The sequence below is a fragment of the Streptomyces tuirus genome (assembly GCF_014701095.1).
GTDB lineage: Bacteria > Actinomycetota > Actinomycetes > Streptomycetales > Streptomycetaceae > Streptomyces > Streptomyces tuirus.
This window is the reverse complement of sequence record NZ_AP023439.1, coordinates 5,518,074-5,544,845: the sequence shown is the minus strand read 5'-3', so window position 1 is coordinate 5,544,845 and position 26,772 is coordinate 5,518,074. Positions and strand designations below refer to the sequence as shown.

Sequence of the window (26,772 nt, the reverse complement as noted above, 5' to 3'; positions counted from 1 at the left end):
GCAGCTTTCGAACAGTTGGCGCGCATGAACCTGTCGTGATCTGAACGGGCCGCGGCTTGGATCTATTCCTCGGAGCCGTTCCCGGCCGGTTCCGTGTCCGGGCGGATGTCGATGCGCCAGCCGGTCAGCCGGGCCGCGAGACGGGCGTTCTGCCCCTCCTTGCCGATGGCCAGGGACAGCTGGTAGTCGGGCACGGTCACCCGCGCCGACCTGGTCGCCATGTCCACGATCTCCACCTTGGAGACGCGGGCCGGGGACAGCGCGTTCGCCACCATGTCGCCCGGGTCCTCCGACCAGTCGACGATGTCGATCTTCTCGCCGTTCAGCTCGCCCATGACGTTGCGTACCCGGCCGCCCATGGGGCCGATGCAGGCGCCCTTGGCGTTCAGGCCGGAGCGGGTGGACCGTACGGCGATCTTGGTGCGGTGACCGGCCTCACGGGCGATCGCGGCGATCTCCACCGAACCGTCGGCGATCTCCGGCACCTCCAGGGCGAAGAGCTTCTTCACCAGGTTGGGGTGGGTGCGCGAGAGGGTGACGGAGGGACCGCGGACGCCCTTGGCCACACGGACGACGTAGGAGCGCAGGCGCATGCCGTGCGGGTAGGTCTCCCCCGGCACCTGCTCCTGCACCGGCAGGATGGCCTCGAGCTTGCCGATGTCGACGAGCACGTTCTTCGGGTCGCGGCCCTGCTGGACCACGCCGGTGACGATGTCGCCCTCACGGCCGGCGTACTCGCCGAGCGTCGCGTCGTCCTCGGCGTCGCGCAGGCGCTGCAGGATGACCTGCTTGGCCGTGGTGGCGGCGATACGGCCGAAGCCGGACGGGGTGTCGTCGAACTCGCGGGCCTCCTGGCCCTCCTCGAGGTCGTCGGGGTCCTCCTTCGCCCACACGGTCACATGGCCGGTCTCCCGGTTGAGCTCCACGCGCGCGTGGCGGCGGCTTCCCTCGGTGCGGTGGTAGGCGATGAGGAGGGCGGACTCGATCGCCTCGACCAGCAGGTCGAAGGAGATCTCCTTCTCCCGAACCAAGCCCCGCAGGGCGCTCATGTCGATGTCCACGGCTACGCCTCCTCTTCCTTCTTGTTGTCCTTGCGGCTGAACTCGACCTGGACACGCGCCCGGACGATGTCGTCGAAGGCGATTCTGCGCGCGGTGGCCTTGCGGCCCTTCACTCCGGGCACCTCGGTGTCGACACCCTCGTCGTCGACCTTCAGGATCCTGGCGACCAGCTCGCCGCCCTCGGACAGCTGGAACTTCACCAGCCGGTCCGTGGCGCGGACGTAGTGCCGGTGTTCCGTGAGGGGGCGCTCCGCGCCCGGGGTGCCGACCTCGAGGGTGTACTCGCCCTCGCCCATCGCGTTGGTCTCGTCGAGCTTCGCCGAGAGCGCGCGGCTCACATCGGCGATCAGATCCAGGTCGGCGCCCGTGTCCGAGTCGACGACCACACGCAGCACACGTTTGCGTCCGACGGAGTCCACTTCGATCTCTTCGAGGTCCAGGCCCTGAGAGGTGACGAGCGGCTCCAGCAGTTCTCGCAGCCTCTCGCTCTGGGTGGTGCTCATCCGGGTGACTCCTCGGCCGCGTGTGCTGTTGTGGGATGGGGCGCGTGTCTGGTCAAAGGGTATCCGGTCGCGGGGAGTGTTGCCGTCCACCCGGTCACGAACGGTGCCGCTGAGTGATGCCGGGCCGGGGCCCGGGTACCGTGATCACGGGCATGCAGCCCTTGCACTCCCTTCTTTCTCGCATGTTTCTCGAAACGAGCCCCCGAGGACGTCCGACGTGCCCTTCCCCTCATCGCCGCGTGCCCGCTCGGGGCCGCGCAGAAGGAGTCTGCTCGCCGTCGCCCCGGCGGCCCTCGCCCTGACGGGCTGCACCGGCGGGGACTCCGGCGGACCCGCCGGCGAGGACACGTCGGCGGCGGACCGGGCACGCGCGCGTGCGGCCCGGGACAGCGAGGGTCTGGTGGAGCGCTACGACGCGGTGATCGCCGCCCGTCCGGGGCTCGCGGGCCGGCTGGGGCCGCTGCGCGAGGAGGTCGACCGGCACGCGCGCGCCTTCGGCGGTGGCCGGAAAGCATCGCCCTCTTCCGCGTCTCCCTCGGTGACGCCGTCGGGCTCGCCCGCCCCGTCCGCGACCGTGCCGGGGAACGACAAGGACGCCCTCGCCGGGCTCGCCGCGGCGGAGCGGGAGCTCGCCGACCGGCGGGTCAAGGCGCTGGGCGGGGCGCCGGGTGAGCTGGCACGGCTGCTGGCGTCGGTGGCGGCGGCCGGGGCGGCGCACGTGTATCTGCTGACGGAGGGTGACGCGTGAGCGAGGAGAAGGACCGGGAGCTGCGCGCCCTGCAGGCGGCGCTGGCGGCCGAGCACGCGGCGGTGTACGGCTACGGCATCGTCGGCGGGAGGATCGGCGACGGGCAGCGCACAGAGGCACGCACGGCGTACGACGCGCACCGGGCGCGCAGGGATGCGCTGGTGCGCGAGGTGAAGGACCTGGGGGGCCGGCCGGTGGCCGCGTCCGCCGGTTACGCGCTGCCCTTCCGGGTGCCGGACTCGGCGGCGGCCGTGCGGCTCGCGGCCGAGCTGGAGGACGGGGTGGCGGGCGTGTATGCCGACCTGGTGCGGGCGGCGGGCGGTGGGCGGCGGGCGCTGGCCGCCGAGGCGCTGCGGGAGGCGGCGGTGCGGGCGGTGCGCTGGCGCGGCGAGAGCGTAGCCTTCCCTGGGCTCGCCGAGCGGGCCGGCACGGCCCCGCCCTCGGCGGCGCCGACGGCGTGACCCGGGCCGGGCACGCACCGCGGACAGCACGAAGGGAACGACTCGCGCATGGTTTTCGAACCGCCGAAGCGTCTGGTCAGGGCGCTCGGTGAGACGGCGCCGGACGGTGACGACTGGCTGGAGAAGCTGCCCGAGGCGGCGCAGCAGGCCGTCGCGCTACGCGAGTTGACCGTGGAGCGGGTGCAGGTGCCCGGCGGGCGCAGCAGCCTGGTCGTGCTGGTGCGGGCCGCCGACGGGACGCCCGCCGTGCTCAAGCTGGCACCGCCCCGGGCCCGCCCGGAGGCGGAGCGGGCCGCGCTGGCGCACTGGGCCGGGCGGGGTGCCGTGCAGCTGCTCGAACCCGTCTCCGCGGAAGGGGTCCTGCTGCTGGAGCGGCTGCATCCGGACGTGTCGGTGCGGTCGCTGCCGGAGGCGAAGGCGCTGCTGGAGGCGGCTGGGACGCTGCGGCGGCTGTGGGTGGAGCCGCCCGCCGACTTCCCCTTCGAGACCGTGGCCGACCGGACCGGGCGGCAGGCCGAGGCGATGCGGGCGCGGGCCCAGGCCGATCCCGAGGTGGCCCCGCTGGTCGGTCTGGCGCTCGCGGCGCGCGAGGAGTTGCTGGCCGCGCCGCCCGAACACCGGTTGCTGCACGGCACGTTCCGGCAGAGCAAGGTGCTCGGCGGGGATCGGATGCCGTGGCTGGCGGTGGGGCCCGACCCGGTGGTTGGCGAGTGTGCCTTCGATCTGGCCCGGCTGGTCCGGGACCGGGTGGAGGACCTGATCGCCCAGCCGTCCGGCGCGGGCACCACCCGGCGCCGGGTGAAGCGGCTGGCGGAGTCCCTGGACGTGGACCAGGAGCGGCTGCGGGGCTGGACGCTGTTCCGTGCCGTGGAGTCGGGCGTGCGGGCGGGGCGGGTCGGACGGCCGCGTGACGCGGAGCTGCTGCTGGAGTTCGCGAGCTGGCTGTAGGGCGTCGGGGCGCAGGACCTGGGTGCCGCGCTCCGGACCGCCGGCGCGGACGACACGGCATCGGCTGCCGGGCGGACTGATTTCGGCCAGTCCGCCCGGGTCCTGCCGGTGCTGTGCCGGGCGGCGTCGGTGCTGTGCCGTAAGGCCTCGGTGCTATGCCGTGAGGCGGGCGACGGCCTCCTCGACCGTCAGTTCCTCGCGCTCGCCGGTGCGGCGGTCCTTCAGTTCCACCACGCCGTCGGCCGCGCGCCGGCCGGCCACGAGGATCTTCGGTACGCCGATCAGCTCGGAGTCCGTGAACTTGACGCCCGGGGAGACGCCGGGGCGGTCGTCGACCAGGACGCGGACACCGGCCGCGGCCAGCTTCCCGGAGATGTCGAGGGCCAGCTCGGTCTGCAGGGCCTTGCCGGCGGCGACCACGTGGACGTCGGCCGGGGCGACCTCGGCGGGCCAGCACAGGCCCTTGTCGTCGGCGGTCTGCTCGGCCAGGGCGGCCACCGCGCGGGAGACGCCGATGCCGTAGGAGCCCATGGTGACGCGGACCGGCTTGCCGTTCTGGCCGAGGACGTCGAGCTTGAGGGCGTCGGCGTACTTGCGGCCCAGCTGGAAGATGTGGCCGATCTCGATGGCGCGGTCGAGGACGAGGCCCGTGCCGCACTTGGGGCAGGGGTCGCCCTCCTGCACGACGACGACGTCGACGTACTCGCCGACCTCGAAGTCACGGCCCACGACCACGTTCTTCGTGTGCGTGCCGGCCTTGTTGGCGCCGGTGATCCAGGCCGTGCCCGGGGCGACGCGCGGGTCGGCGATGTATGTGACCTTCTCAAGGCCCCGCGGTCCGACGTAGCCGCGGACCAGGTCGGGGCGGGCCGCGAAGTCCGTCTCGGTGACCAGCTCGACGGTGGCCGGGGCGAAGTGCGCCTCGACCTTGTCCATGTCGACCTCGCGGTCGCCGGGGACGCCGACGGCGACGATCTCGCCGTCGACCTTCACGAGGAGGTTCTTCAGCGTGGCCGAGGCCGGGACGCCGAGGGAGGCGGCGAGGGTCTCGATGGTGGGGGTGTCGGGGGTGGGGATGTCCTCGGCGGCCGGCACGTCCGAGGCGTCGACGGACGTCAGCTCGTACGTGATCGCCTCGGTGTTGGCGGCGAAGTCGCAGTTCGGGCAGTCGGCGAAGGTGTCCTCGCCGGCCTCGGCCGGGGCGAGGAACTCCTCGGACTTGGAGCCGCCCATGGCGCCGGCCGTCGCGGCGCAGATGCGGTAGTCGAGGCCGAGGCGCGCGAAGATCTTCTGGTAGGCCTCGCGGTGCAGGGCGTAGGACTTGGCGAGGCCCTCGTCGTCGGTGTCGAAGGAGTAGGAGTCCTTCATCAGGAACTCGCGGCCGCGCAGGATGCCGGCGCGGGGGCGGGCCTCGTCGCGGTACTTGTTCTGGATCTGGTAGAGGATGACCGGCAGGTCCTTGTAGGAGGACGCCTGGTCCTTCACCAGGAGGGTGAAGATCTCCTCGTGGGTGGGGCCGAGGAGGTAGTCGCCGCCCCGGCGGTCCTGGAGGCGGAACAGCTCGGGGCCGTACTCCTCCCAGCGGCCGGTGGCCTCGTAGGGCTCGCGCGGCAGGATGGCGGGGAGCAGGACCTCCTGGGCGCCGACGGCGTCCATCTCCTCGCGGACGATCCGCTCGACGTTGGCCAGCACCTTCTTACCCAGGGGCAGCCAGCTCCAGATGCCGGCGGCGGTACGGCGGACGTAGGCGGCGCGGACGAGGAGCTTGTGGCTGAGGACCTCGGCGTCGGCCGGGTCGTCGCGCAACGTCTTCGCCAACAACTGGGACATGCGCTGGACCGGTACGTTCGCCATGGTTCCTCTGCTCCTGCTGCCGGGGGTCCCCCCGCTCGAGCGGAGCCGAGAGTGGGGGAAGGTGATGGCAGGAGGTTATCCGGGGGGTGCGCGGGGGTGGAAATCGGTTATCCCCGGCGCAGCGGCAGAGGGGCGCCCATGACCGCGTACGGCTTCGGCGCGCTGGGGAAAAGGACCTGGCGGGCCAGGTCCTGGTAGCCGAGCGAGCGGTAGAGGGCGCGGGCGGGGCTGTCGGTGTCGATCGCGGAGAGGATCGAGCGGGGTTCGGCGGCGCCGTCGGTGATCGTGGTGATCAGGGAGCGTCCGACGCCGCGGTTCTGGTACGCGGGGTGGACGTGCAGTTCGGTGATCACGAAGGAGTCGTCGAGCCAGTGGTCGTTGCGCAGGGCGCGGAGGTAGGGCTCGACGACGGTGGACCACCAGTGGGTGCGGTCGTTGGGCATGCCGTAGACGAAGGCGACGAGCCTGCCGTCGGCGGTGGCGCCGAGGGCCCTCGCCCCGGGATAGGTCATGTGGCGGAGGACGATCTGGCGGCGGACGGCGACTTCGTCGGGGCCGAGACCGAAGGCTACGGCTTGGACGGCCAGGGCCTCGTCGACGTGGGCGGGGAGGTCGAGTGGGCCGATCACGAGGTCCATGCCGGGGAGCCTACAGGGGGGTTCCGGCTGTCACCCGGGTGCCGGTTGGCTTCGGCCGAGCGCGCAGTTCCCCGCGCCCCTTCAAGGGGGGCGCTTCAGAACAGGACGCTCATAAAAGCTCCCACTTCCTGGAAGCCCACCCTCTGATAGGCCCGCCTGGCCGGGGTGTTGAAGTCGTTGACGTACAGGCTGACGACCGGGGCGACGTCGGCGAGGGCGTAGCGCAGGACCGCCGCCATGCCGGGGGCCGCAAGGCCGGTGCCGCGGTATTCGGGGGCGACCCACACGCCCTGGATCTGACAGGCGCGGTCCGTCGCGGCGCCGATCTCGGCCTTGAAGGCGACCTTGCCGTCGGCGTCGAAACGGGCGAAGGCGCGGCCGGAGCCGACGAGTTCGGCGACGCGGGCCTGGTAGAGCAGGCCGCCGTCACCGGCCAGCGGGGAGACGCCGACCTCCTCGGTGAACATCGCCACGCACGCCGGCATGATCGTTTCCATCTCGTCCTTGCGGACGCGGCGGACGTAGGGGTCCGGGGTGATGCCGGCCGGGAGGTGGTCGGCGACCATGAGCGGCTGGTGGCGGCGGACCTCGCGGGCGGGGCCCCAATGCGGTTCCAGCAGCCGCCACAGGTCTGAGGTGGCTCCGGAGGGGCCGACGATGGAGGAGCAGCGGCGGCCGGACCGGCGGGCTCGGTCGGCGAAGGCGCGGACGGCGCGCGGCCCGGCGCAGATCGGGACCAGGTTGGCGCCGGCGTAACAGAGGGACGTGAGTATGCCGTCCTCGTACCAGCCCCACATCTCACCGCCCAGCCGCCACGGGTCGAGTCCGGCGATCTGCACGCGGGACGTCACGAAGGCGTTCGCGACCGGCTCGCGGTCGAGGACGGCGAGCGCGGCGTCCAGGTCGCTCGGTTCGAGGACCCGTGAGGTCGTCTGGGTCAACACGTGCGGGGGCCTCACACACTGGGGGCGGCTGGTCCCCGCACTATAGCTGCGCTGCCTGGGCGGGGCGCCTCGGAGCCCGGGGCTTCCGATGTGGCTGGGCGCGCAGTTCCCCGCGCCCCTGAAAGACGGGGCACCGGGAAACCGCCGATTCCGAGGGCTCAGCCCGCGACCGCCACCGACGGCTCGCCCGAGGCGACGCCGTCCGCCTCCATCTGCTCGGCCAGCTTCATGGCCTCTTCGATGAGGGTTTCCACGATCTTGGACTCGGGGACGGTCTTGATGACCTCGCCCTTGACGAAGATCTGGCCCTTGCCGTTGCCGGAGGCGACGCCGAGGTCGGCCTCGCGGGCCTCGCCGGGGCCGTTCACGACGCAGCCCATGACGGCGACGCGGAGCGGGACCTCCATGCCGGTGAGGCCGGCCGTGACCTCTTCGGCCAGCTTGTAGACGTCGACCTGGGCGCGGCCGCAGGAGGGGCAGGAGACGATCTCGAGGCCGCGCTCCTTGAGGTTCAGGGACTCCAGGATCTGGATGCCGACCTTGACCTCCTCCGCAGGGGGTGCCGAGAGCGAGACGCGGATCGTGTCGCCGATGCCCTGCGAGAGCAGCGCGCCGAAGGCCACCGCCGACTTGATGGTGCCCTGGAAGGCCGGACCCGCCTCGGTGACACCGAGGTGCAGCGGGTAGTCGCACTGGGCGGCGAGCTGCTTGTAGGCCTCGATCATGACGACCGGGTCGTTGTGCTTGACGGAGATCTTGATGTCGCGGAAGTCGTGCTCCTCGAAGAGGGACGCCTCCCACAGGGCCGACTCCACCAGGGCCTCGGGGGTCGCCTTGCCGTACTTCTGGAGCAGGCGCCGGTCCAGGGAGCCGGCGTTGACGCCGATGCGGATCGGGGTGCCGTGGTCGCGGGCCGCCTTGGCGATCTCCTTGACCTTGTCGTCGAACTGCTTGATGTTGCCGGGGTTGACCCGGACCGCCGCGCAGCCGGCCTCGATGGCCGCGAAGACGTACTTCGGCTGGAAGTGGATGTCGGCGATGACCGGGATCTGCGACTTGCGCGCGATGGTGGCGAGGGCGTCGGCGTCGTCCTGCGTCGGGCAGGCGACGCGGACGATCTGGCATCCGGAGGCGGTGAGTTCGGCGATCTGCTGGAGCGTCGCGCCGATGTCGGAGGTGCGCGTCGTGGTCATCGACTGCACCGAGACCGGGGCGTCTCCGCCGACGGCCACGGATCCGACCTGGATCTGGCGGCTCTTCCGGCGCTCGGCGAGCTTGGTCGGAACGGACGGCATGCCGAGAGAAATCGCAGTCATCTGCTGTGCAACCCCAAGTCGTGGATCAAGGTCCGGTCCCGTGAGCAGCGGGCTCCGAGCTTCGAGATTACGGCACATGCCTTGGCGCGAGCACATCCCACCCACCGTGCCACTCAATGGGAGGCGGCCCGGCGAAAAGCATGCCGGGCCGCCATGAACGCCGTATGACTAGGAGATTCTCACCGGGTTGACCACGTCGGCGATCAGCACCAGGATCGTGAAGCAGATGAAGATCCCTGCGACGACGTAGGCGACCGGCATGAGCTTCGCCACGTCGAAGGGGCCCGGGTCCGGCCGGCGCAGCACCTTGGCCGTGTTGCGGCGCAGCGACTCCCACAGGGCACCCGCGATGTGACCGCCGTCGAGCGGCAGCAGCGGGAGCATGTTGAACAGGAACAGGGAGAGGTTGAAGCCGGCGACCAGCATCAGGGCCATGGCCAGCTGCTGGGTGGGCGGGATGTCCAGGGTGAAGATCTCGCCGCCGACGCGGGCCGCGCCGACCACGCCCATCGGGGAGTCGGCCTCGCGTTCGGCGCCGTCGAAGGCCGCGTTCCACAGCGCCGGGACCTTGCCGGGGAGGGCGGCCAGGGAGTCGACGGCCTCGCCGATGCGGTCGCCCATCCAGGTCACCGAGTCGCCGAAGTCCTGTTTGACCACGCCGGTGGCGGCGCTGAAGCCGAGGAAGCCGGCCTGGACGTACTGGCCCTCGACGATCTGGCCGGAGGGGTCCTTCTTGGCGACCTGGTTCGTGGCGATCTTCGCGTGCAGGGTGACGTTCCGGCCGTCCCGCTCGACGACGAGCGGCACCTCCTTGCCGGGGGTGGCGCGGATCAGGTCGGACAGCTTGTTCCAGTCGTCGGTCTTCACCCCGTTGAAGGAGACGATCTTGTCGCCCGCCTTGAGGCCGGCCGCGGCGGCGGGTGCGGCCGGGTCGCCCTTCTGGCACTTGTCACGGTTCTCGTTCTGCGCGATGACGCACTGGGACACCGAGCTGACCGTGGTGGTCTGCTGGGTGATGCCGAAGCCCATCAGGACGGTGAGGAACAGCGCCACCGCGAGGACCAGGTTCATGAAGGGGCCCGCGAACATCACGATCACGCGCTTCCAGGGGGCGCGCGTGTAGAACATGCGGTTCTCGTCGCCCGGCTTGAGCTCCTCGTAGGCGGCGGTGCGGGCGTCCTCGATCATGCCGCGCCACGGGGAGGTGGAACGGGCCTCCATCCGGCCGTCGGGGCCGGGCGGGAACATGCCGATCATGCGGATGTAGCCGCCGAACGGGATGGCCTTGATGCCGTACTCCGTCTCGCCCTTGTTGCGCGAGAACAGCGTGGGGCCGAAGCCGACCATGTACTGCGGCACGCGGATGCCGAAGAGCTTGGCGGTGGACAGGTGCCCCAGCTCGTGCCACGCGATCGAGGCGAGCAGGCCGACCGCGAAGAGGACTATGCCGAGGATGAACATCAGGGTCGTCATGCACGGGCCTCCGCCGTCTGTGCCGCCAGTTCCCGGGCCCGGGTCCGCGCCCAGGTCTCCGCTTCGAGGACGTCCGACACGGTGAGTGAGGTTCCCGTACGCGGGGTGCCGTGCTCCTCGACGACCCGGGTGACGGTGTCCATGATCCCGTTGAAGGGCAGTGCGCCCCGGCGGAACGCCTCCACGCACTCCTCGTTCGCCGCATTGAACACCGCCGGGGCGGTGCCCGCGAGCTCGCCCACGTGCCGGGCGAGGTTCACCGAGGGGAAGGCCTCGTTGTCGAGCGGGAAGAACTCCCAGGTCGAGGCCTTGCTCCAGTCGAAGGTGGGCGCCGCGTCGGGCACGCGCTCGGGCCAGCCGAGGCCGATGGCGATGGGCCCGCGCATGTCGGGCGGGGTCGCCTGGGCCAGTGTCGATCCATCCGTGAACTCAACCATCGAGTGGACATACGACTGGGGATGCACGACCACCTCAATGCGGTCGAAGGGAATGTCGTAGAGGAGGTGTGCCTCGATGACCTCCAGGCCCTTGTTGACGAGGGTCGCGGAGTTGATCGTGATGACCGGGCCCATGGCCCAGGTGGGGTGCGCGAGGGCGTCCTCGACGGTGACGTGCGCGAGCTCGGCCTTCGTACGGCCGCGGAAGGGTCCGCCGGAGGCGGTGACGACCAGCTTGCGGACATCGGCGCGGGTGCCGGCGGCCACGGCCTGGAAGAGGGCGGCGTGCTCGGAGTCGACCGGGATGATCTGGCCGGGCTTGGCGAGGGCCTTGACGAGCGGGCCGCCGACGATGAGCGACTCCTTGTTGGCGAGCGCGAGGGTGCGGCCCGCCTCCAGGGCGGCGAGGGTCGGGGCGAGTCCGATGGAGCCGGTGATGCCGTTCAGGACGGTGTGGCAGTCGGATGCCGCGAGCCGGGTGGCGGCGTCCGGGCCGGTGAGGAGCTCGGGGAGCGGCTCGCTCGTGCCGTACTGCGCGGTGAGTGCCTCGCGCAGGGCGGGTACGACGTCCTCGCGGGCCACCGCGACGGTGCGCACGCGCAGCCGGTACGCCTGCTCGGCGAGGAGCGCGACCCGGCCGCCGTTGGCGGACAGGCCGGTGACCCGGAACCGGTCGGGGTTGCGCAGCACGAGGTCGATGGCCTGGGTGCCGATGGACCCGGTGGAGCCGAGGATCACCACGTCCTTGGGGCCGTCGCCCGCCACGGGGTCGTAGACGAGGTGCGGATCGGCGAGGGGGGCTGGACTGTCGCTCATCTCTCCATTGTTGCCGTAAGGCCGGTGTGTGAGGACAGCGCATCCCCCTCATGGGGGCGCGCGCCCTAACGGTGCACGCCCCCAGGTGAGCCGGGGCTACCGGATCGGCCGGTGGACATTCTCCTTCCGGCTCGGTCCCGGTGTCGCGTCCGCGATCCAGGGGCCCTCGCCCGACGGGTCGACGATGCCCTGCTCCAGCCACTCGTAGGTGCCGGACAGGACGCCCTTGACGACCTTGCGGTCGAGGTCGTCGGTGTTGGTCCACAGGCGGGTGAAGAGCTCCTCGACGCGGATCCTGGCCTGGCGGCAGAAGACGTCGGCGAGCTGGTAGGCCTCGCGGCCGTGGCCGCCCTGGCTGCGCAGGAGTTCGGCCCGGACGCAGGCCGCGCTCATGGCGAACAGCTCGGCGCCGATGTCGACGATCCGGCCGAGGAAGCCCTGCTTGGACTCCATCCGGCCCTGCCAGCGGGACATGGCGTAGAACGTGGAGCGGGCGAGCTTGCGGGCGGTGCGCTCGACGTAGCGCAGGTGCCCGGAGAGGTCCACGCCGTGTTTGAACTCCCCGTACGAGGCGGGGAGCTGGCCGGGGCCCGCGACCAGCTTGGGCAGCCACTTGGCGTAGAAGACGCCCGCGTTCGCGCCCGCCCTGGCCTTGTCGCCGAGGGACTTCTCGGGGTCGATGAGGTCGCCGGCGACCGAGAGGTGGGCGTCGACGGCCTCGCGCGCGATCAGCAGGTGCATGATCTCGGTGGAGCCCTCGAAGATGCGGTTGATGCGCAGGTCGCGCAGGAGCTGCTCGGCGGGGACACCGCGCTCGCCGCGGGCCCGGAGGGAGTCGGCCGTCTCGAAGCCGCGGCCGCCGCGGATCTGGACGAGTTCGTCGGCCATCGTCCAGGCCATCTCGGAGGCGTACAGCTTGGCGAGGGCGCCCTCGATGCGGATGTCGTTGCGGTCCTCGTCGGCCATCTGCGAGGCCAGATCCGTCACGGCCTCCAGGGCGAAGGTGGTGGCCGCGATGAAGGAGATCTTGGAGCCGACCGCCTCGTGGTGCGCGACGGGCTTGCCCCACTGCTCGCGGGCCGCCGACCACTCCCGGGCGATCTTCAGGCACCACTTGCCGGCCGCGACACAGGAGGCCGGCAGGGAGAGCCGCCCGGTGTTGAGCGTGGTCAGGGCGATCTTCAGACCCTGGCCCTCCTCGCCGACGCGGTTGGCGGCAGGGACGCGGACCTGGTGGAAGCGGGTGACGCCGTTCTCGATGCCGCGCAGGCCCATGAAGGCGTTGCGGTTCTCGACGGTGACACCGGGCGAGTTCGTCTCCACGACGAAGGCCGTGATGCCGCCGCGGTGACCTTCGCTCTTCGGGACCCGGGCCATGACGACCAGCAGGTCGGCGACGACGCCGTTGGTGGTCCACAGCTTGACGCCGTCGAGGACGTAATGGTCGCCGTCCGGGATCGCCGTGGTGGCGAGGCGGGCCGGGTCGGAGCCGACGTCGGGCTCGGTGAGCAGGAAGGCGCTGATGTCCGTGCGGGCGCAGCGCGGCAGGAAGCGCTCCCGCTGCTCCTGGGTGCCGAACAGTTTCAGGGGCTGGGGCACGCCGATCGACTGGTGCGCGGAGAGCAGCACGCCGATCGCGGGGCTGGCGGAGCCGGCCAGGGCGAGCGCCTTGTTGTAGTACACCTGCCCGAGGCCGAGGCCGCCGTACTTGGTGTCGATCTTCATGCCGAAGGCGCCGAGCTCCTTCAGACCGTCGATCACCTCGTCGGGGATCCGGGCCTCGCGCTCGATGAGGCCCCCGTCGACCTTCGTCTCGACGAAGTCGCGGAGCTTGGCGAGGAACTCCTCGCCGCGCTGGGCCAGCTCGTCGTCCGGGAGGGGGTGGGGGTGGATGAGGTCGAGCCGGAAGCGGCCGAGGAACAGCTCCTTGGCGAAGCTGGGCTTGCGCCAGTGCTGTTCCCGGGCGGCCTCCGCCACCTCACGGGCCTCCCGCTCGGTGACGGCGGGACGGGAAGAGGGGGTGGTGGAAGCGGACATGAGGGGCACCTCGCCGCAACTAGAAGATGGAGGACCGATTCGTTACCGACCAGTGCTACTGGATCGTTGGTACCCGAATCCGGACGCTCCCACCAGTCCTCGCGCGTCCGTTCAGCCCAAGGGGGCGCATGCCGTCCGGCACGTGTCGCCCGCCTGACTACGGTGTTGCATCGAGGCTCCGTCCCCGGGGACGGCTTCCCCCCGAGGTGTTCGAGCCGCTCGTCGCCGAGCGCGGCGAGGAGTCGGTGGCGCGTGCCACAGAAGGGGCCCGGCACCGGAAGGCATCGGTGCCGGGCCTCTTCACAGAGCTTATATGAAAATGGTTTCCATAAGCCAGAGGGTGGGTCGGACGACCGTCAGAGGTCGATGCCGGTGAGGACCAGCACCCGCTCGTAGGTGTAGTCCTCCATGGCGAACCGCACGCCCTCGCGGCCCACGCCGGACTGCTTGACGCCGCCGTACGGCATCTGGTCGGCGCGGTAGGACGGCACGTCGCCGATGACCACGCCGCCGACCTCGAGGGCACGGTGGGCACGGAAGGCGGTCTGGAGGTCGTGGGTGAACACGCCCGCCTGGAGGCCGTACTTGGAGTCGTTGACGGCGGCGAAGGCCGCGGCCTCGCCATCTGCCTTCTGCACGGTCAGGACCGGCCCGAAGACCTCCTCGGAGGCGATCGTCACCTCGCCCGGGACCTCGGCCAGGACGGTCGGCGCGTAGGAGGCGCCCTCGCGCTTGCCGCCGGTGAGCAGCCGCGCCCCGGCGTCCACGGCCTCCTGGACCCACGCCTCGACGCGCCGGGCGGCGTCCTCGCTGACCAGCGGGCCGACCTCGGTCTTGTCGTCACTGGGGTCGCCGGTGACCTGGGCCTCGACGGCGGCGACGATGCGCGGCAGCAGCCGGTCGTACACCGAGGCGTCGGCGATGACCCGCTGCACGGAGATGCAGGACTGGCCGCCCTGGTAGTTGGAGAAGGTGGCGATGCGGCTCGCCGCCCACTCGAGGTCCTCGTCGCTCGCCCAGTCGGCGAGGACGACGGCCGCGCCGTTGCCGCCCAGCTCCAGGGTGCAGTGCTTGCGCGGCACCGAGTCCATGATCGCGTAGCCGACCTTCTCGGAGCCCGTGAAGGAGATGACGGGCAGACGCTCGTCCTGCACCAGGGCCGGCATCTTGTCGTTGGCGACCGGCAGGATGCTCCAGGAGCCGGCGGGCAGCTCGGTCTCGGCCAGCAGGTCGCCGATGATCAGGCCGGACAGCGGGGTGGCCGGGGCCGGCTTGAGGATGATCGGGGCGCCGGCGGCGATGGCCGGGGCGATCTTGTGGGCGCAGAGGTTCAGCGGGAAGTTGAACGGCGCGATGCCGAGGACGACGCCCTTGGGGAAGCGGCGGGTGAGCGCGAGCCGGCCCTGACCGCCCTGGTCGGTGTCGAGCCGCTGGGCCTCGCCGCCGTTGAACCGCCGGGCCTCCTCGGCCGCGAACCGGAACACGGAGACGGCACGGCCGACCTCGCCGCGGGCCCACTTCAGGGGCTTGCCGTTCTCGGCGGAGATCAGCTGCGCGATCTCCTCGGTGCGCTCGGCGAGGCGCTTGCTGACGTGGTCGAGGGCGGCGGCCCGCACATGGGCGGGGGTGGCGGCGAACTCGTCCAGGACGGCGTGCGCGGCGGCCACGGCCTCCTCGACCTGCGCGTCCGTCGGCAGGCTCACCGTGCCGACGAGCCGCCCGTCCCAGGGGGAGGTGACGTCGAAGGTGTCCTCGCCGGTGGCCTGGCGGCCGGCGAGCCAGAAGGCGTGGGTGGAGGTCATGTGGGTTCCGGCCCTTCGGCGTTGGGGGTGATCGGGTGCTACCGGACCAACGGTAGGTGCGAGGTGGCCGAAGGGCGTTTGTCCGAGCCGTAGCAGTGCGGGACGCGGACACTACGGTTTGGCTACTCGCTACTGCTCGCCTTCAGGGCCAGCCACAGCTCCATCCGGACGTCCGGGTCGTCCAGGGACCGGCCGAGGATCTCCTCGACCCGGCGCATGCGGTAGCGCAGGGTGTGCCGGTGCACGCCGAGGTCCGCCGCCGCCGCGTCCCACTGGCCGTGCTTGGACAGCCAGGCGCGCAGGGAGGCCACCAGGTCCCCGCGGCCCGTGGCGTCGTGCTCGTACAGCGGCCGCAGCATGCCGTCGGCGAAGGCCCGTACGGCGTCGTCCGCGAGCAGCGGCAGCACCGATCCGGCCGCCATCTGCTCGTGCTCCACGAGGACGCGTCCGCGCCGCCGCGCCACCGACAGCGCCTGTTCGGCCTGCTTGTACGCGGCGGAGGCGGCGATCGGCCCGGCCGGTGCCGACAGGCCCACGACCAGCTCGCCCTCCTCGCCGCCCGGCACCTTCTCGCGTATCCCGGCCCGGGCCGTCTCCAGGGCGGCCGCGTACTCCCCGCAGGCCGCCGCGGCGGCCCCGCGGTCCGCGGCCAGCACCACCAGCCGCTCCCCCTCCGGCACCACCAGCACGGCCTCGCCGGCCCGGGCCGCCGCGGACTCCACGACGTCGGCGAGCGCCGCGAGCGGGGCGCCGCCGGTGTCGGCAGCCGCGAGCGCGGCGGCCGAGGGCCGCTCGACGGGCGGAAGGCCGTTGCCCGCCTCCGCCCGGGCCAGCGCGGCCGACGCCGACACCGGCACCCGCTCCGCGACCACGATCCGGAACGGTGCGTCCAGCAGCCCGCCGTACAGGTCCCCGGCGACGGCGCGCGCGTGGTCCGGCTCCCCGGCCAGCAGCATGCGCAGCACCGCCGCGCCGACCCGCTGCTCGGCCGCCTGGAGGGACCGGGAGCGTTCCGTGGTCAGGGTCAGCAGGGCGATGGCCGAGTGGACGGCGTAGCGCTCGGCCGTGCCCGGGGCGGCGGCCGTGCCCACGGCGAGGGCCGCACGGGGGCGCCGGCCGGTGCCGAGGGTGTGCAGCTCGACCCGGTCCTCGTGCTCGGGTCCGCCGACCACGGAGGAGGCGGGCGCGGGGCGGTCCCGCAGCTTCTGCACGTCACTGGTGAGCCGCGCCGCCCGGCGTCCCGCCCACTCCGGCGCCGTGGCGACGACCGCGCCCGAGGCGTCGTACAGCGCCGCCCATCCGTCGACCTGCGAGGCCAGCGCGGCCAGCAGCCCCTCCGGGCCGCCGGTCTGGGCCTGCCGGGTCAGCTCGCGCTGGGCGGCGAACCCGGCGGTGACGGCCCGGTACTGGTCGGCGGCGATCGCCGCGGACACGGCCTTGCTGATGGCCAGGAACGGCGTGCGGCGGGGCACCTCCAGCAGCGGCAGGCCCGCCTGGTCGGCCGCGTCGACGAGCGCCTTGGGCGTCTCCTCGTAGTTGACGCCGACGGCGAAGCCGAGCCCGACCACTCCGGCCCCGGCCAGCCGCCGGACGTAGCGGCGCATCGCCTCCGGGTCCTCGGCGTCCAGCTTCAGCGCGGTGATCAGCAGCAGTTCCCCGCCCTCCATGTAGGGCACAGGGTCGGCGAGCTCGCTGACGTGGGCCCAGCGCACCGGCACGTCGAGGCGGTCTTCGCCCGCCCGCACGGTCAGCTTCAGCGCGGTGTGGTGGACGAGCGAGGCGAGCGTCGGGGGCATGAGGCCTTCTGCGTCAGGACTGTGAGATCTCTGTGGTCATTTGGCCGCCGCGTATGAACGACCTGTGACGATTCTGCCTCACCGTACGGTCCCCGGGTACCCGCGCAGGTGGGAAGGGGTCAGCCCCGCAGATCCACCAGCAGCGGTGGCGCGTGCTCGCCCTTGACGTCGGTCAGCGACAGCACCGCGTGCCCCGCCGGCACGGCGTGCGCCAGCTCGGAGGCGGACCAGCGCTCCCGCTCGACCTGCCGCACGGTCACCGCCCGCGCGGTCGGTGCCTTGCCGGTGATGACCCGGCGCAGCATGTGCACGGCCTTGCCCGCCGGGGTCTCCGCGATGATCTGCCGGTCGGTGACGTCGCGGGCCTCGGTCCACTCCTTGCCCCACACCTCGGCGAAGTCCTGCCCGTCCCAGGGCGTGAGCCCCGACAGCGCCATCCTGCAGCCGGTCGCGCCGAGCAGCGGCCCGCGCAGCGGCCGGGCCACGTCGTCCAGGGTGCGCAGGGTGAGCACGACCCCGGCGTTGCCGGACCGCAGCCGCTGGATGCCGCGCACGGCCTCGGGCGTCACCACCCCGGTCGCGTCGTCGAGCAGCAGGCAGGCGAACAGCGACCGGTCCTCGCGTACGGCGACACTCGCGGTGAACTGCGCGAGCACGAGGCGGGCCAGCATCCTGGAGGCGTCGGCGTGCCCGCGCTGGGGCAGGTCGATGCGCACCCGTACCGGGTGGTCGAGGGCCTTGAGCGTGAAGGGCCGGGACTGCCCGGAGGTGTCGAAGAACCCGGCGAAGGCCGGCCGGTCGAGCAGCGCGACACGATCGCCGAGCACCCCTCCGGCGTCCCCGGGCTGCCCCATCTGCCGCTCGCGGGCGTCGAGTTCCCGCAGCAGCGACTCCTGCCCGGCCTCCTGGAGCCCCTGCCGCAGCGCGGCGAACGGCCCCGGCGCGCCGTCCAGCAGCTGCCGCAGCTCCGGTACGGAGGGGAAGCGCCCGTGCACGGCCCGGAACGGCCCGAGCAGCTGGGCGAGGACGGTGGTGGACCGGCGGCCGTCGCTGCCGGGGTGCGGGTCGGCGAGGTCCCCGACGAGCGCCTCGGCGAGCACGGCCGCGGCCTCGTCCGGGTCGGTGGCGCCGCCGTACAGGTCGAGGTCGTACTCGGACTCCTGGTTGCCGATCCGCACGACCACGTCGTACGCGTCGGCCGGTCCGAGTCCCGCGCCGGCCGCCCCGACGACCACCACGGCGGCCCGCCCGGCGAGGGCGTGCAGGCAGAGCGACTCGGCGAGGGGACGGACGACGGTGCCGGTCTTGCCGGATCCGGCGGGGCCGACGGCGACGAGCGAGGTGCCGAGCAGGTCCGGCCCGAGGGCGAGGCCGGTGCCGCGGTAGGCGTACGGGTTGCGGGCGTCGTCGACGGTGGTCCCGAGCCGCACCTGTCCGGTGACGAGGTCGTGCCGGGCGAGCCGGGCGGGCAGGTCACGCTCCCCGGAGGGGTGCAGGCACGCGGCGGCGCCGTCCTTGAGCACGGCGCCGCTGAAGGCGGCGAGGCTGTGCCGTCCGGTGCGCACGCCCTGCCAGGCCCGCAGGATCCGGGCGTGGTCGACGTCGCGCATCAGCCCGGAGCGGGCCTCGGTGGCGAGGCGCTCGGCGGCGTCGGGGGCCCCGGCGGCGCGCAGCTCGTTCCACTGCGCCGGGTCGTCCTCGGGGGTCGTACGGGGCTCCTGGGCCTCCGGGCGGCGGAAGCGGGGGGTGACGAAGCGGCGCCACACCTCGCCCCAGCGGCCGAGCCGGGCCGCCCCGATCATGATGCCCAGGGCGACGAGCAGCTCATAGCCCTCGTAGACGATGAACGTCCCGGTCTCCCCCAGGTCGCTGTCGCCACCCCGCCAGGCGTCGGGGACGATCAGGTCGAACGGCACCCACCACCAGGTGCCGAGGTACCCGTTCTGCAGCAGCGACCAGACGAGCCATCCCACGAGGAAGGCGATCAGCGCCCCGCTGAGCAGCTGCCGGGTGGGGATCTCCTCGGGTTCCTCCGCGGGCCGCGGCCGGTGCCCGAACCGCCACACGCCCGGCGCGGCGTCGGGGCGCGGCGCGCGCAGCCAGGTGAGGAACGCCGACCCGTCCGGCAGCGGCGGCGTCGCCGGTGCCCGGGGCGGCCGGGGAGGCATCGCCGGCACCTCCGGCGGCCCCGCCGGGCGCGGCACGGGACTCGCATGCGTACCCCGCGCGTCCTGCGTCCCGTCGCTGTCCATCGCCCTTGCCCCCTGACCAGCCGCTCCGTCCACCATCAGCGAGCCAATCTAACGCCCTCCCCTGGGGAGTTCACCGCTTACGCGGCCGGGGCGTGGGCAGCAGACGACGTGACGGCCATGTCCACCCCGGACAAGGCGCCCCGCCGACAACGCCCACATGGAGCATGCCCACCCCCCTCCCTCCGCCCTAGCCTGCGAGAAAAGAAGCCAAGCGTCCGTACAGACCATCCGCACCACCCCAGGAGCCCCGCATGACCGCACTTCCGCAGGAGCGCCGCGTCGTCACCGCCATTCCCGGCCCGAAGTCGCAGGAGCTGCAGGCCCGCCGTACCGCCGCGGTCGCGCAGGGCGTGGGGTCCGTGCTGCCCGTGTTCACGGCGCGTGCCGGTGGCGGGATCATCGAGGACGTCGACGGCAACCGGCTGATCGACTTCGGGTCGGGCATCGCCGTGACGTCCGTGGGCGCCTCCGCCGAGGCCGTCGTACGGCGGGCGTCGGCGCAGCTCGCCGACTTCACCCACACCTGTTTCATGGTCACGCCCTACGAGGGCTACGTCGAGGTCGCCGAGGCCCTCGCCGAGCTGACCCCCGGTGACCACGCCAAGAAGAGCGCCCTGTTCAACTCCGGCGCCGAGGCCGTCGAGAACGCCGTGAAGATCGCGCGGGCGTACACCAAGCGGCAGGCCGTCGTGGTGTTCGACCACGGCTACCACGGGCGTACCAACCTGACGATGGCGCTGACCGCGAAGAACATGCCGTACAAGCACGGCTTCGGGCCGTTCGCGCCCGAGGTCTACCGGGTGCCGGTGGCGTACGGCTACCGCTGGCCGACCGGGCCCGAGAACGCCGGCCCCGAGGCCGCCGCGCAGGCCATCGACCAGATCAGCAAGCAGGTCGGCGCAGAGAACGTCGCCGCGATCATCATCGAGCCGGTGCTCGGCGAGGGCGGCTTCATCGAGCCGGCCAAGGGCTTCCTGCCGGCGATCAGCCAGTTCGCGACGGACAACGGCATCGTCTTCGTCGCCGACGAGATCCAGTCGGGCTTCTGCCGTACGGGCCAGTGGTTCGCGTGTGAGGACGAGGGCATCGTCCCGGACCTCATCACGACGGCGAAGGGCATCGCCGGCGGTCTGCCGCTCGCGGCCGTCACCGGTCGCGCCGAGATCATGGACGCCGCGCACGCCGGTGGCCTGGGCGGCACCTACGGCGGCAACCCGGTCGCCTGCGCCGGTGCGCTCGGCTCGATCGAGACGATGAAGGAGCTCGACCTCAACGCCAAGGCGAAGAACATCGAGGCGATCATGAAGGCCCGCCTCGGCGCCATGGCCGAGAAGTTCGAGATCATCGGCGACATCCGGGGCCGCGGCGCGATGATCGCCATCGAGCTGGTCAAGGACCGCGCCACCAAGGAGCCGAACCCGGGGGCGGCCGCCGCGCTCGCCAAGGCGTGCCACGCCGAGGGCCTGCTGGTCCTGACCTGTGGCACCTACGGCAACGTGCTCCGCTTCCTGCCCCCGCTGGTCATCGGGGACGACCTGCTGAACGAGGGACTCGACATCATCGAGCAGGCGTTCTCCCGCGTCTGAGCCCGCGGCGCGCGCATCTGAGCCGGCCGCGGGGCAGGTGAGCCGCCCCGGTTCCGTTACCGGGGCGGCGAGCGGCAGAGCGTGTGAAGAAGGTGTGCGAGGTGGATGACAGGGGGCCCGACGGCCTGTCCTGCGCGCCGGCCCTGTCGTAGGTTCTACCCAGATGAGAGATACACCCCGCCCGCAGGGGACTGTGGGTGACATCAGGCCGGGGCCTCCCCAGCTTCGACCTGGTCGTGCCCTCGCGCACACAACCGGAGCCTGAGGCTCTGGATCTCCTCACCGATCGGACAGTCGCCCGCCCCAAACCCCCCGGGGCGCGCGGCGTTCCGGTCCGTACGGCCGCCCCGGAACCACCCCCCCTGTTCCGGGGCGGCCGACCTCCATTTCATCTCCGTGCCCTGGAGGCCGGGTTCACGCCCCGGGCCGGTTCCGTCACGTGATCCTCCGCGGGGCCGCTGGCCGGCGTCCGTGCTCGTGCCAAGCTGTGCCCCATGCCGATCCCCGCGCAGCAGGAACGCGCCGCACTCCCGGGTTCCGTCGCCCTCCTGCTCGCCCTCCCGGCCCTCCTGTTCGCCCTGATCACCTGGCAGGTCGCCGCCGACGGCCCGCTCGTCCGGCTCGACGAGCGGCTCAGCCGCGTCCTGGTGAACCCGGACCGTTTCTCGGAACTCCTCGCCGACCTCGGCAACATCCCGGTCGCGGTCCCGGTCCTCGCCGTCGCGCTGGGGTACGTCGCCGTACGCGGGCGCCGCGCCGGTGCGGATCGCTGGTGGCTCCCCGTCGCCGCGGCGGCCCTGCTCATGGCCCTGGTCCCGGCACTGGTCGTCCCATTGAAGGCACTGATGGCCCGCCCGGGCACCCCGACCGAACCGCCCGGCACCGGCTACTACCCCTCGGGCCACACCGCCACGGCCGCCGTCGCCTACGGCTCCGCGGCCCTGCTCCTGCTCCCCTGGCTGCGCACGACCCTCGCCCGCCGCACCCTGATCACCGTGTGCGCGGCCCTGGTCCTCGGCGCGAGCTACGGCCTGGTCCGCCGCGGCTACCACTGGCCGCTGGACGTGGTGGGCAGTTGGTGTCTGTGCGCGGTGCTGCTCACGTCGCTGTGGCTGTTCCTGCGGGGGACGACGGCACCGGACCGACCGCGGCGACCGGCCCCGGAACCTGATCCGCACGACAGGGCCTAGTCGTCGTTCCGCGTCGCCAGCCTCGCCGCCGCCTCGTGCATCGCCAGTTCCAGCAGGGCCGGGTCGCTCAGCATGCCCGAGCCGTCCGGGGGGACCAGCCAGCGGACGCCGCCGGGTGAGGAGCGGCCCGGGTACGGCACGACGATCCAGGTGCCGGCGCCCGCCGTGCGGATGCCCGTGCCGAGCCAGCGGGCCGCGGTGCCCGGCGGCACGAAGAACCCCATGCGGGCGTCGCCGAAGTCGACGAGCACGGGGCCCGGCCGGTCGAGGACGCGGGTGAGCACGTCGAGCGTGGCGTATCCGAGTGCGCTGGGCAGGATCAGCACGTCCCAGGCGCTGCCGGCGGGCAGCAGTGCGACGCCGAGCGGGTTGCGCTCCCACTCCCAGCGGCAGGCCTCGGGATCGGGTGCGACGGATGCGAGCCACTCGACCGCCGTCTTCGCACCGGTCATCGTCAAAGACCCCCTTCTCTCTCGCGTATCCCCCGGACGCGCGGGGCGTCCGGGGGGCATCACGAGGGAGAAGGGGGTGTCCCCCCGGCCATTACGCGGGTTCCGGCAGCTCGTTGGAGTGAACCGGATCACACCCGGTCGATCAGCTGTCGAATCCCAGCCCCAAGCGGTCCATCGTGCGCAGCCACAGATTGCGGCGCCCGCCCTGGGCGTCCGCGCGGGCCAGGGACCACTTGGTGAGGGCGATGCCCGTCCAGGCGAAGGGCTCCGGCGGGAAGGGAAGCGGCTTCTTGCGGACCATCTCCAGTTCCGTGCGCTCGGTGCGTTCGCCGGACAGCAGGTCCAGCATCACCTCCGCGCCGAAGCGGGTGGCACCGACGCCGAGGCCGGTGTACCCGGCCGCGTACGCCACCTTGCCCTGGTGGGCGGTGCCGAAGAACGCCGAGAAGCGGGAGCAGGTGTCGATCGCGCCGCCCCAGGCGTGGCTGAAGCGGACGCCCTCCAGCTGCGGGAAGCAGGTGAAGAAGTGCCCGGCGAGCTTGGCGTAGGTCTCGGGGCGGTCGTCGTACTCGGCGCGGACGCGGCCGCCGTAGGGGTAGATCGCGTCGTAGCCGCCCCACAGGATCCGGTTGTCGGCGGACAGCCGGAAGTAGTGGAACTGGTTCGCGCTGTCGCCGAGGCCCTGGCGGTTCTTCCAGCCGACCGATGCGAGCTGCTCGGGCGTGAGCGGCTCGGTCATCAGGGCGTAGTCGTAGACCGGGACGGTGTACGAGCGGACGCGTCTGACCAGGTTCGGGAAGATGTTGGTGCCGAGGGCGACCTGGCGGGCGCGGATGCTGCCGTAGGGAGTGCGTACGGCCATGCCGGGCCCGTACGGCTTCAGGGTGAGGGCGGGGGTGTTCTCGTGGACGCGCACGCCCAGTTCCACGCACGCCCGCTTCAGGCCCCAGGCGAGCTTCGCCGGGTCGAGCATGGCGACGCCCCTGCGGTCCCACAGGCCCGCCTGGAAGGTGGGTGAGTTCACCTGCTCCCGTACGGCGTCGGCGTCCAGGAACTCGACGCCGTCGGCCAGGCCCCGGCGCTGCGTCTCCTCGTGCCACTCGCGCAGTTCGCGTGCCTGGTAGGGCTCGGTGGCGACGTCGATCTCGCCGGTGCGCTCGAAGTCGCAGTCGATGGAGTGCCGGGCGAGGGCCGCCTCGATCTCGTCGAGGTTGCCCTCGCCCATCCGCTGGAGCGTGTGGATCTCGTCCGGCCAGCGGGTGAGGCCGTTGGGCAGGCCGTGGGTGAGGGAGGCGGCGCAGAATCCGCCGTTGCGTCCGGAGGCGGCCCAGCCCACCTCGCGGCCCTCCACCAGCACCACGTCCCGCTGCGGGTCGCGCTCCTTGGCGACCAGCGCCGTCCACAGACCGCTGTAACCGCCGCCGACGACCAGCAGGTCGCAGGTCTCGGAGGTGGTGAGGGCGGGTTCGGGACGGGGCCGGCCGGGGTCGTCCAGCCAGTACGGGACCGGCTGGACGTCGGAAAGCGAACGGGTCCACTGATTCATGGCGCTCGGGGCCATGATTTCAACTCCCTACGGGGTTATGCCTTCTGCCTGTTGCGGCGGTTTCCGGCAAGCATGGAAACCAGGACGAACAGTACGGCGACGACGAACATGGTCGTGCCGATGACATTGATCTGAACGGGCGTTCCACGCTGCGCCGAACCCCATACGAACATCGGGAAGGTGACGGTCGAGCCGGCGTTGAAATTGGTGATGATGAAATCGTCGAAGGACAGCGCGAAGGCGAGCAGCGCGCCCGCCGCGATTCCCGGTGCGGCGATCGGCAGGGTCACCCGGACGAAGGTCTGGAACGGGCCGGCGTACAGGTCCCGGGCCGCCTCCTCCAGTCTGGGATCCATCGACATCACGCGTGCCTTCACGGCCGTGACCACGAAGCTCAGGCAGAACATGATGTGCGCGATGAGGATGGTCCAGAAACCCAGCTGGGCGCCCATGTTGAGGAACAGGGTGAGCAGCGAGGCGGCCATGACGACCTCGGGCATCGCCATCGGCAGGAAGATCAGCGAGTTCACGGCGCCGCGGGCGCGGAAGCGGTAGCGGACCAGGGCGAAGGCGATCAGGGTGCCGAGGAGGGTGGCGCCGAGGGTCGCCCAGAGCGCGATCTGGAGGCTGAGGGACAGCGACCCGCACAGCCCGGAGACCCCGCACGGGTCCTTCCAGGCGTCCAGGGAGAACTGCTGCCATTCGTAGTTGAAGCGCCCCTTCGGTTTGTTGAAGGAGAACACCGTCACGACGACGTTCGGCAGGAGCAGATAGCCGAGGGTCAGCAGTCCCGCCAGGACGACGAGATTTCTCTTGAGCCAGTTGACGAAGGGCATTTAGACCAGATCCTCCGTCCCGGACCTGCGGATGTAGAGGGTGACCATGAGCAGAATGGCCGCCATGAGGATGAAGGAGAGCGCCGCGGCCGTCGGATAGTCGAGGACTCTCAGGAACTGCGTCTGGATGACGTTTCCGACCATGCCGGTGTCGGTGGAGCCGAGCAGATCGGCGTTCACGTAGTCACCGGCCGCCGGAATGAAGGTCAGCAGCGTGCCGGAGACGACACCCGGCATCGACAGCGGGAAGGTGACCTTGCGGAACGTCGTCCAGGGCCTGGCGTACAGGTCTCCCGCGGCCTCGTGGAGCCGTCCGTCGATGCGCTCCAGCGAGGTGTACAGCGGAAGGATCATGAACGGCAGGAAGTTGTACGTCAGACCGCACACCACCGCGAGCGGGGTGGCCAGGACGCGGTCGCCGGCGGTCATGCCGAGCCAGTTGGTGACGTCCAGGACGTGCAGCGTGTTGAGCGCGCCGACGACCGGTCCGCCGTCCGCGAGGATCGTCTTCCAGGCGAGGGTGCGGATCAGGAAGCTGGTGAAGAACGGCGCGATCACCAGGATCATGATCAGGTTCTTCCAGCGGCCGGCGCGGAAGGCGATCAGATACGCCAGCGGGTAGCCGAGCAGCAGGCACAGGATCGTCGCCGTGCCCGCGTAGAGCACCGAGCGGACGAACTGCGGCCAGTACGCCGACAGCGCGTCCCAGTACGTGGCGAAGTGCCAGGTGACCTTGTAGCCCTGCTCCAGGGAGCCCGTCTGCACGGACGTGGAGGCCTGGTAGATCATCGGCAGCGCGAAGAAGACGACCAGCCACAGAATGCCGGGCAGCAGCAGCCAGTACGGCGTGAAGCGGCCCCGGCGCTTGGGGGGCTTGGATGCGGGCGCTTGCGGTGCGAGGGGCGGTGGCGCCTCGGTGAGTGTCGACATCAGGCCGCCTCTTCCACTCCCGCGTCGGCGTCCTGCGCGGCGTCCAGGCCGAAGGTGTGGGCCGGGTTCCAGTGCAGGACGACCTCGGCGCCGGGGACCAGGCGGGGGTCGCGGTCGATGTTCTGGGCGTAGACCTCGAAGTCGGAGCAGACCGGGCTGTCGACGACGTACTGGGTGGAGACGCCGATGAAGCTGGAGTCGGCGATCCGGCCCGTGATGCGGTTGCGGCCCTCGGGGACCTCACCGGCGTCGTCGGCGTGGGTGAGGGAGATCTTCTCCGGGCGCACGCCGACCAGCACCTTGCCGCCGGTGGTCGCGGGCGCCGAACATCGCGCCCCGGGCAGGACGAGCTTGCCGCCGCCCGCCTTCAGCACGATCTCCTCGCCGTTCTTCGAGTCGACCTCGGCCTCGATGAAGTTGGAGGTGCCGAGGAAGTTCGCGACGAAGGTGGTGCGCGGGTTCTCGTAGAGCTCGGTGGGGGCACCCAGTTGCTCGACGCGGCCCGCGTTCATCACGGCGACCGTGTCGGCCATGGTCATGGCCTCTTCCTGGTCGTGGGTGACGTGGACGAAGGTGATGCCGACCTCGGTCTGGATGCGCTTGAGCTCCAGCTGCATCTGGCGGCGCAGCTTGAGGTCGAGGGCACCTAGCGGTTCGTCGAGCAGGAGCACCTTGGGGTGGTTGATCAGCGCGCGGGCGACGGCGACGCGCTGCTGCTGGCCGCCGGAGAGCTGGTGCGGCTTCTTGCGGGCCTGCTCGCCGAGCTGCACGAGCTCCAGCATCTCCTCGACCTGCTTCTTCACCGATTTCAGGCCGCGCCGGCGCAGGCCGAAGGCAACGTTCTCGAAGATGTCGAGGTGCGGGAAGAGGGCGTAGGACTGGAAGACCGTGTTCACCGGCCGCTTGTACGGCGGCAGGGCGGTCACGTCCTGATCACCGAGGAAGACGGTGCCGGCGGAGGGTTCCTCCAGGCCGGCGATCATGCGCAGGGTGGTGGTCTTTCCGCAGCCGGAGGCGCCGAGCAGGGCGAAGAAGGAGCCCTGCGGCACGGTCAGGTCGAGCGGGTGGACGGCGGTGAAGGAGCCGTAGGTCTTGGCTATGCCCGTGAGGCGGACGTCGCCGCTGGGGTCGGTCTTGTTCGTCATG

The 26,772-nt window shown here is 71.8% G+C and carries 22 protein-coding genes and 1 pseudogene; 6 read left to right on the top strand and 17 right to left on the bottom strand.

Features of this window, described 5'->3' with window-relative positions:
* Window positions 1–62: 62 nt before the first annotated feature.
* Together nusA and rimP are read right to left on the bottom strand one after the other, a co-directional pair.
* Window positions 63–1,061 carry a transcription termination factor NusA gene (gene nusA, locus IGS69_RS25595; RefSeq protein WP_184908406.1) on the bottom strand — a complete coding sequence of 333 codons (999 nt, stop codon included), beginning with the start codon at window positions 1,059–1,061 and terminating at the stop codon, window positions 63–65.
* 2 nt (window positions 1,062–1,063) lie between these two features.
* The gene (gene rimP, locus IGS69_RS25590; RefSeq protein ID WP_031111412.1) at window positions 1,064–1,564 is read right to left on the bottom strand and encodes a ribosome maturation factor RimP; all 501 of its coding nucleotides are present in this window, start codon (window positions 1,562–1,564) and stop codon (window positions 1,064–1,066) included.
* Window positions 1,565–1,781: 217 nt separating this feature from the next.
* On the opposite strand from rimP, the gene IGS69_RS25585 reads away from it, so the two are divergent.
* The 3 genes from IGS69_RS25585 to IGS69_RS25575 are packed head-to-tail and all read left to right on the top strand — an operon-like array spanning window position 1,782 to window position 3,721.
* Window positions 1,782–2,312, top strand: a complete 531-nt coding sequence (locus IGS69_RS25585) for a hypothetical protein (RefSeq protein ID WP_190902837.1) — start codon at window positions 1,782–1,784, stop codon at window positions 2,310–2,312.
* Entirely contained in the window at window positions 2,309–2,773 is a 465-nt protein-coding gene (locus tag IGS69_RS25580; protein WP_190902836.1) for a ferritin-like domain-containing protein, read from the top strand. Before IGS69_RS25585 ends, IGS69_RS25580 begins: the two co-directional genes overlap by 4 nt.
* A gap of 48 nt (window positions 2,774–2,821) precedes the next feature.
* Window positions 2,822–3,721: an aminoglycoside phosphotransferase family protein gene (locus IGS69_RS25575; protein ID WP_190902835.1), complete on the top strand. Its 900-nt coding sequence runs from the start codon at window positions 2,822–2,824 to the stop codon at window positions 3,719–3,721.
* Between the two features lie 153 nt (window positions 3,722–3,874).
* Here IGS69_RS25575 and IGS69_RS25570 read toward each other — a convergent pair whose 3' ends face one another.
* The 10 genes from IGS69_RS25570 to IGS69_RS25525 all read right to left on the bottom strand — a co-directional run bounded on the left by IGS69_RS25570 (window position 3,875) and on the right by IGS69_RS25525 (window position 19,086).
* Entirely contained in the window at window positions 3,875–5,575 is a 1,701-nt protein-coding gene (locus IGS69_RS25570) for a proline--tRNA ligase (protein WP_190902834.1), read from the bottom strand.
* A 107-nt stretch (window positions 5,576–5,682) separates the two neighbouring features.
* Complete coding sequence (locus tag IGS69_RS25565) at window positions 5,683–6,213, bottom strand: GNAT family N-acetyltransferase (RefSeq protein ID WP_190902833.1); 531 nt, start codon at window positions 6,211–6,213, stop codon at window positions 5,683–5,685.
* 95 nt (window positions 6,214–6,308) lie between these two features.
* The gene (locus tag IGS69_RS25560; protein WP_190902832.1) at window positions 6,309–7,157 is read right to left on the bottom strand and encodes a GNAT family N-acetyltransferase; all 849 of its coding nucleotides are present in this window, start codon (window positions 7,155–7,157) and stop codon (window positions 6,309–6,311) included.
* 158 nt (window positions 7,158–7,315) lie between these two features.
* A complete protein-coding gene (gene ispG / locus IGS69_RS25555; RefSeq protein ID WP_190902831.1) occupies window positions 7,316–8,473 on the bottom strand; it encodes a flavodoxin-dependent (E)-4-hydroxy-3-methylbut-2-enyl-diphosphate synthase in 1,158 nt (385 codons plus the stop codon).
* A gap of 168 nt (window positions 8,474–8,641) precedes the next feature.
* Window positions 8,642–9,934, bottom strand: coding sequence for a M50 family metallopeptidase (locus IGS69_RS25550; RefSeq protein WP_190904639.1), 1,293 nt, complete (start codon window positions 9,932–9,934; stop codon window positions 8,642–8,644).
* A gap of 8 nt (window positions 9,935–9,942) precedes the next feature.
* Entirely contained in the window at window positions 9,943–11,199 is a 1,257-nt protein-coding gene (gene dxr / locus IGS69_RS25545; RefSeq protein WP_190902830.1) for a 1-deoxy-D-xylulose-5-phosphate reductoisomerase, read from the bottom strand.
* Window positions 11,200–11,295: 96 nt separating this feature from the next.
* On the bottom strand, window positions 11,296–13,236 hold the full coding sequence (locus tag IGS69_RS25540) for an acyl-CoA dehydrogenase family protein (RefSeq protein WP_190902829.1): 1,941 nt from the start codon (window positions 13,234–13,236) through the stop codon (window positions 11,296–11,298).
* Between the two features lie 356 nt (window positions 13,237–13,592).
* The gene (locus IGS69_RS25535) at window positions 13,593–15,038 is read right to left on the bottom strand and encodes an aldehyde dehydrogenase family protein (RefSeq protein ID WP_190902828.1); all 1,446 of its coding nucleotides are present in this window, start codon (window positions 15,036–15,038) and stop codon (window positions 13,593–13,595) included.
* Between the two features lie 122 nt (window positions 15,039–15,160).
* Window positions 15,161–16,834, bottom strand: a complete 1,674-nt coding sequence (locus IGS69_RS25530) for a PucR family transcriptional regulator (RefSeq protein WP_190902827.1) — start codon at window positions 16,832–16,834, stop codon at window positions 15,161–15,163.
* 119 nt (window positions 16,835–16,953) lie between these two features.
* A complete protein-coding gene (locus IGS69_RS25525) occupies window positions 16,954–19,086 on the bottom strand; it encodes an ATP-binding protein (RefSeq protein ID WP_190902826.1) in 2,133 nt (710 codons plus the stop codon).
* Between the two features lie 251 nt (window positions 19,087–19,337).
* On the opposite strand from IGS69_RS25525, the gene gabT reads away from it, so the two are divergent.
* The 3 genes and pseudogenes from gabT (at window position 19,338) to IGS69_RS25515 (ending at window position 21,862) form a co-directional block, all read left to right on the top strand.
* On the top strand, window positions 19,338–20,672 hold the full coding sequence (gabT, locus tag IGS69_RS25520) for a 4-aminobutyrate--2-oxoglutarate transaminase (protein ID WP_190902825.1): 1,335 nt from the start codon (window positions 19,338–19,340) through the stop codon (window positions 20,670–20,672).
* A 163-nt stretch (window positions 20,673–20,835) separates the two neighbouring features.
* A pseudogene (locus tag IGS69_RS34760) lies at window positions 20,836–21,054 on the top strand (phosphatase PAP2 family protein); the annotation flags it as partial.
* Between the two features lie 112 nt (window positions 21,055–21,166).
* A complete protein-coding gene (locus IGS69_RS25515; protein WP_190902824.1) occupies window positions 21,167–21,862 on the top strand; it encodes a phosphatase PAP2 family protein in 696 nt (231 codons plus the stop codon).
* On the opposite strand, the gene IGS69_RS25510 is transcribed toward IGS69_RS25515, so the two are convergent.
* From IGS69_RS25510 to IGS69_RS25490, 5 genes are all read right to left on the bottom strand, one after another.
* A complete protein-coding gene (locus IGS69_RS25510; RefSeq protein WP_190902823.1) occupies window positions 21,859–22,314 on the bottom strand; it encodes a hypothetical protein in 456 nt (151 codons plus the stop codon). The two genes, IGS69_RS25515 and IGS69_RS25510, sit on opposite strands and share 4 nt — an antisense overlap.
* Before the next feature lie 142 nt (window positions 22,315–22,456).
* Window positions 22,457–23,875, bottom strand: coding sequence for an NAD(P)/FAD-dependent oxidoreductase (locus IGS69_RS25505; protein WP_190902822.1), 1,419 nt, complete (start codon window positions 23,873–23,875; stop codon window positions 22,457–22,459).
* Between the two features lie 20 nt (window positions 23,876–23,895).
* Window positions 23,896–24,696 carry an ABC transporter permease gene (locus IGS69_RS25500; RefSeq protein ID WP_190902821.1) on the bottom strand — a complete coding sequence of 267 codons (801 nt, stop codon included), beginning with the start codon at window positions 24,694–24,696 and terminating at the stop codon, window positions 23,896–23,898.
* A complete protein-coding gene (locus tag IGS69_RS25495) occupies window positions 24,697–25,626 on the bottom strand; it encodes an ABC transporter permease (RefSeq protein ID WP_190902820.1) in 930 nt (309 codons plus the stop codon).
* A complete protein-coding gene (locus IGS69_RS25490; RefSeq protein WP_190904638.1) occupies window positions 25,626–26,771 on the bottom strand; it encodes an ABC transporter ATP-binding protein in 1,146 nt (381 codons plus the stop codon). Before IGS69_RS25490 ends, IGS69_RS25495 begins: the two co-directional genes overlap by 1 nt.
* Between the last annotated feature and the right edge of the window lies 1 nt (window position 26,772).

What these genes read in the sequence shown, in the direction of transcription:
- rimP (WP_031111412.1), bottom strand. Translation starts at nt 1,564, where the DNA reads ATGAGCACCACCCAGAGCGAGAGGCTGCGAGAACTGCTGGAGCCGCTC.
- IGS69_RS25575 (WP_190902835.1), top strand. Translation starts at nt 2,822, where the DNA reads ATGGTTTTCGAACCGCCGAAGCGTCTGGTCAGGGCGCTCGGTGAGACG.
- IGS69_RS25570 (WP_190902834.1), bottom strand. Translation starts at nt 5,575, where the DNA reads ATGGCGAACGTACCGGTCCAGCGCATGTCCCAGTTGTTGGCGAAGACG.
- IGS69_RS25565 (WP_190902833.1), bottom strand. Translation starts at nt 6,213, where the DNA reads ATGGACCTCGTGATCGGCCCACTCGACCTCCCCGCCCACGTCGACGAG.
- ispG (WP_190902831.1), bottom strand. Translation starts at nt 8,473, where the DNA reads ATGACTGCGATTTCTCTCGGCATGCCGTCCGTTCCGACCAAGCTCGCC.
- IGS69_RS25550 (WP_190904639.1), bottom strand. Translation starts at nt 9,934, where the DNA reads ATGTTCATCCTCGGCATAGTCCTCTTCGCGGTCGGCCTGCTCGCCTCG.
- dxr (WP_190902830.1), bottom strand. Translation starts at nt 11,199, where the DNA reads ATGAGCGACAGTCCAGCCCCCCTCGCCGATCCGCACCTCGTCTACGAC.
- IGS69_RS25540 (WP_190902829.1), bottom strand. Translation starts at nt 13,236, where the DNA reads ATGTCCGCTTCCACCACCCCCTCTTCCCGTCCCGCCGTCACCGAGCGG.
- IGS69_RS25535 (WP_190902828.1), bottom strand. Translation starts at nt 15,038, where the DNA reads ATGACCTCCACCCACGCCTTCTGGCTCGCCGGCCGCCAGGCCACCGGC.
- IGS69_RS25530 (WP_190902827.1), bottom strand. Translation starts at nt 16,834, where the DNA reads ATGCCCCCGACGCTCGCCTCGCTCGTCCACCACACCGCGCTGAAGCTG.
- IGS69_RS25525 (WP_190902826.1), bottom strand. Translation starts at nt 19,086, where the DNA reads ATGGACAGCGACGGGACGCAGGACGCGCGGGGTACGCATGCGAGTCCC.
- gabT (WP_190902825.1), top strand. Translation starts at nt 19,338, where the DNA reads ATGACCGCACTTCCGCAGGAGCGCCGCGTCGTCACCGCCATTCCCGGC.
- IGS69_RS25515 (WP_190902824.1), top strand. Translation starts at nt 21,167, where the DNA reads ATGCCGATCCCCGCGCAGCAGGAACGCGCCGCACTCCCGGGTTCCGTC.
- IGS69_RS25510 (WP_190902823.1), bottom strand. Translation starts at nt 22,314, where the DNA reads ATGACCGGTGCGAAGACGGCGGTCGAGTGGCTCGCATCCGTCGCACCC.
- IGS69_RS25505 (WP_190902822.1), bottom strand. Translation starts at nt 23,875, where the DNA reads ATGGCCCCGAGCGCCATGAATCAGTGGACCCGTTCGCTTTCCGACGTC.
- IGS69_RS25500 (WP_190902821.1), bottom strand. Translation starts at nt 24,696, where the DNA reads ATGCCCTTCGTCAACTGGCTCAAGAGAAATCTCGTCGTCCTGGCGGGA.
- IGS69_RS25495 (WP_190902820.1), bottom strand. Translation starts at nt 25,626, where the DNA reads ATGTCGACACTCACCGAGGCGCCACCGCCCCTCGCACCGCAAGCGCCC.
- IGS69_RS25490 (WP_190904638.1), bottom strand. Translation starts at nt 26,771, where the DNA reads ATGACGAACAAGACCGACCCCAGCGGCGACGTCCGCCTCACGGGCATA.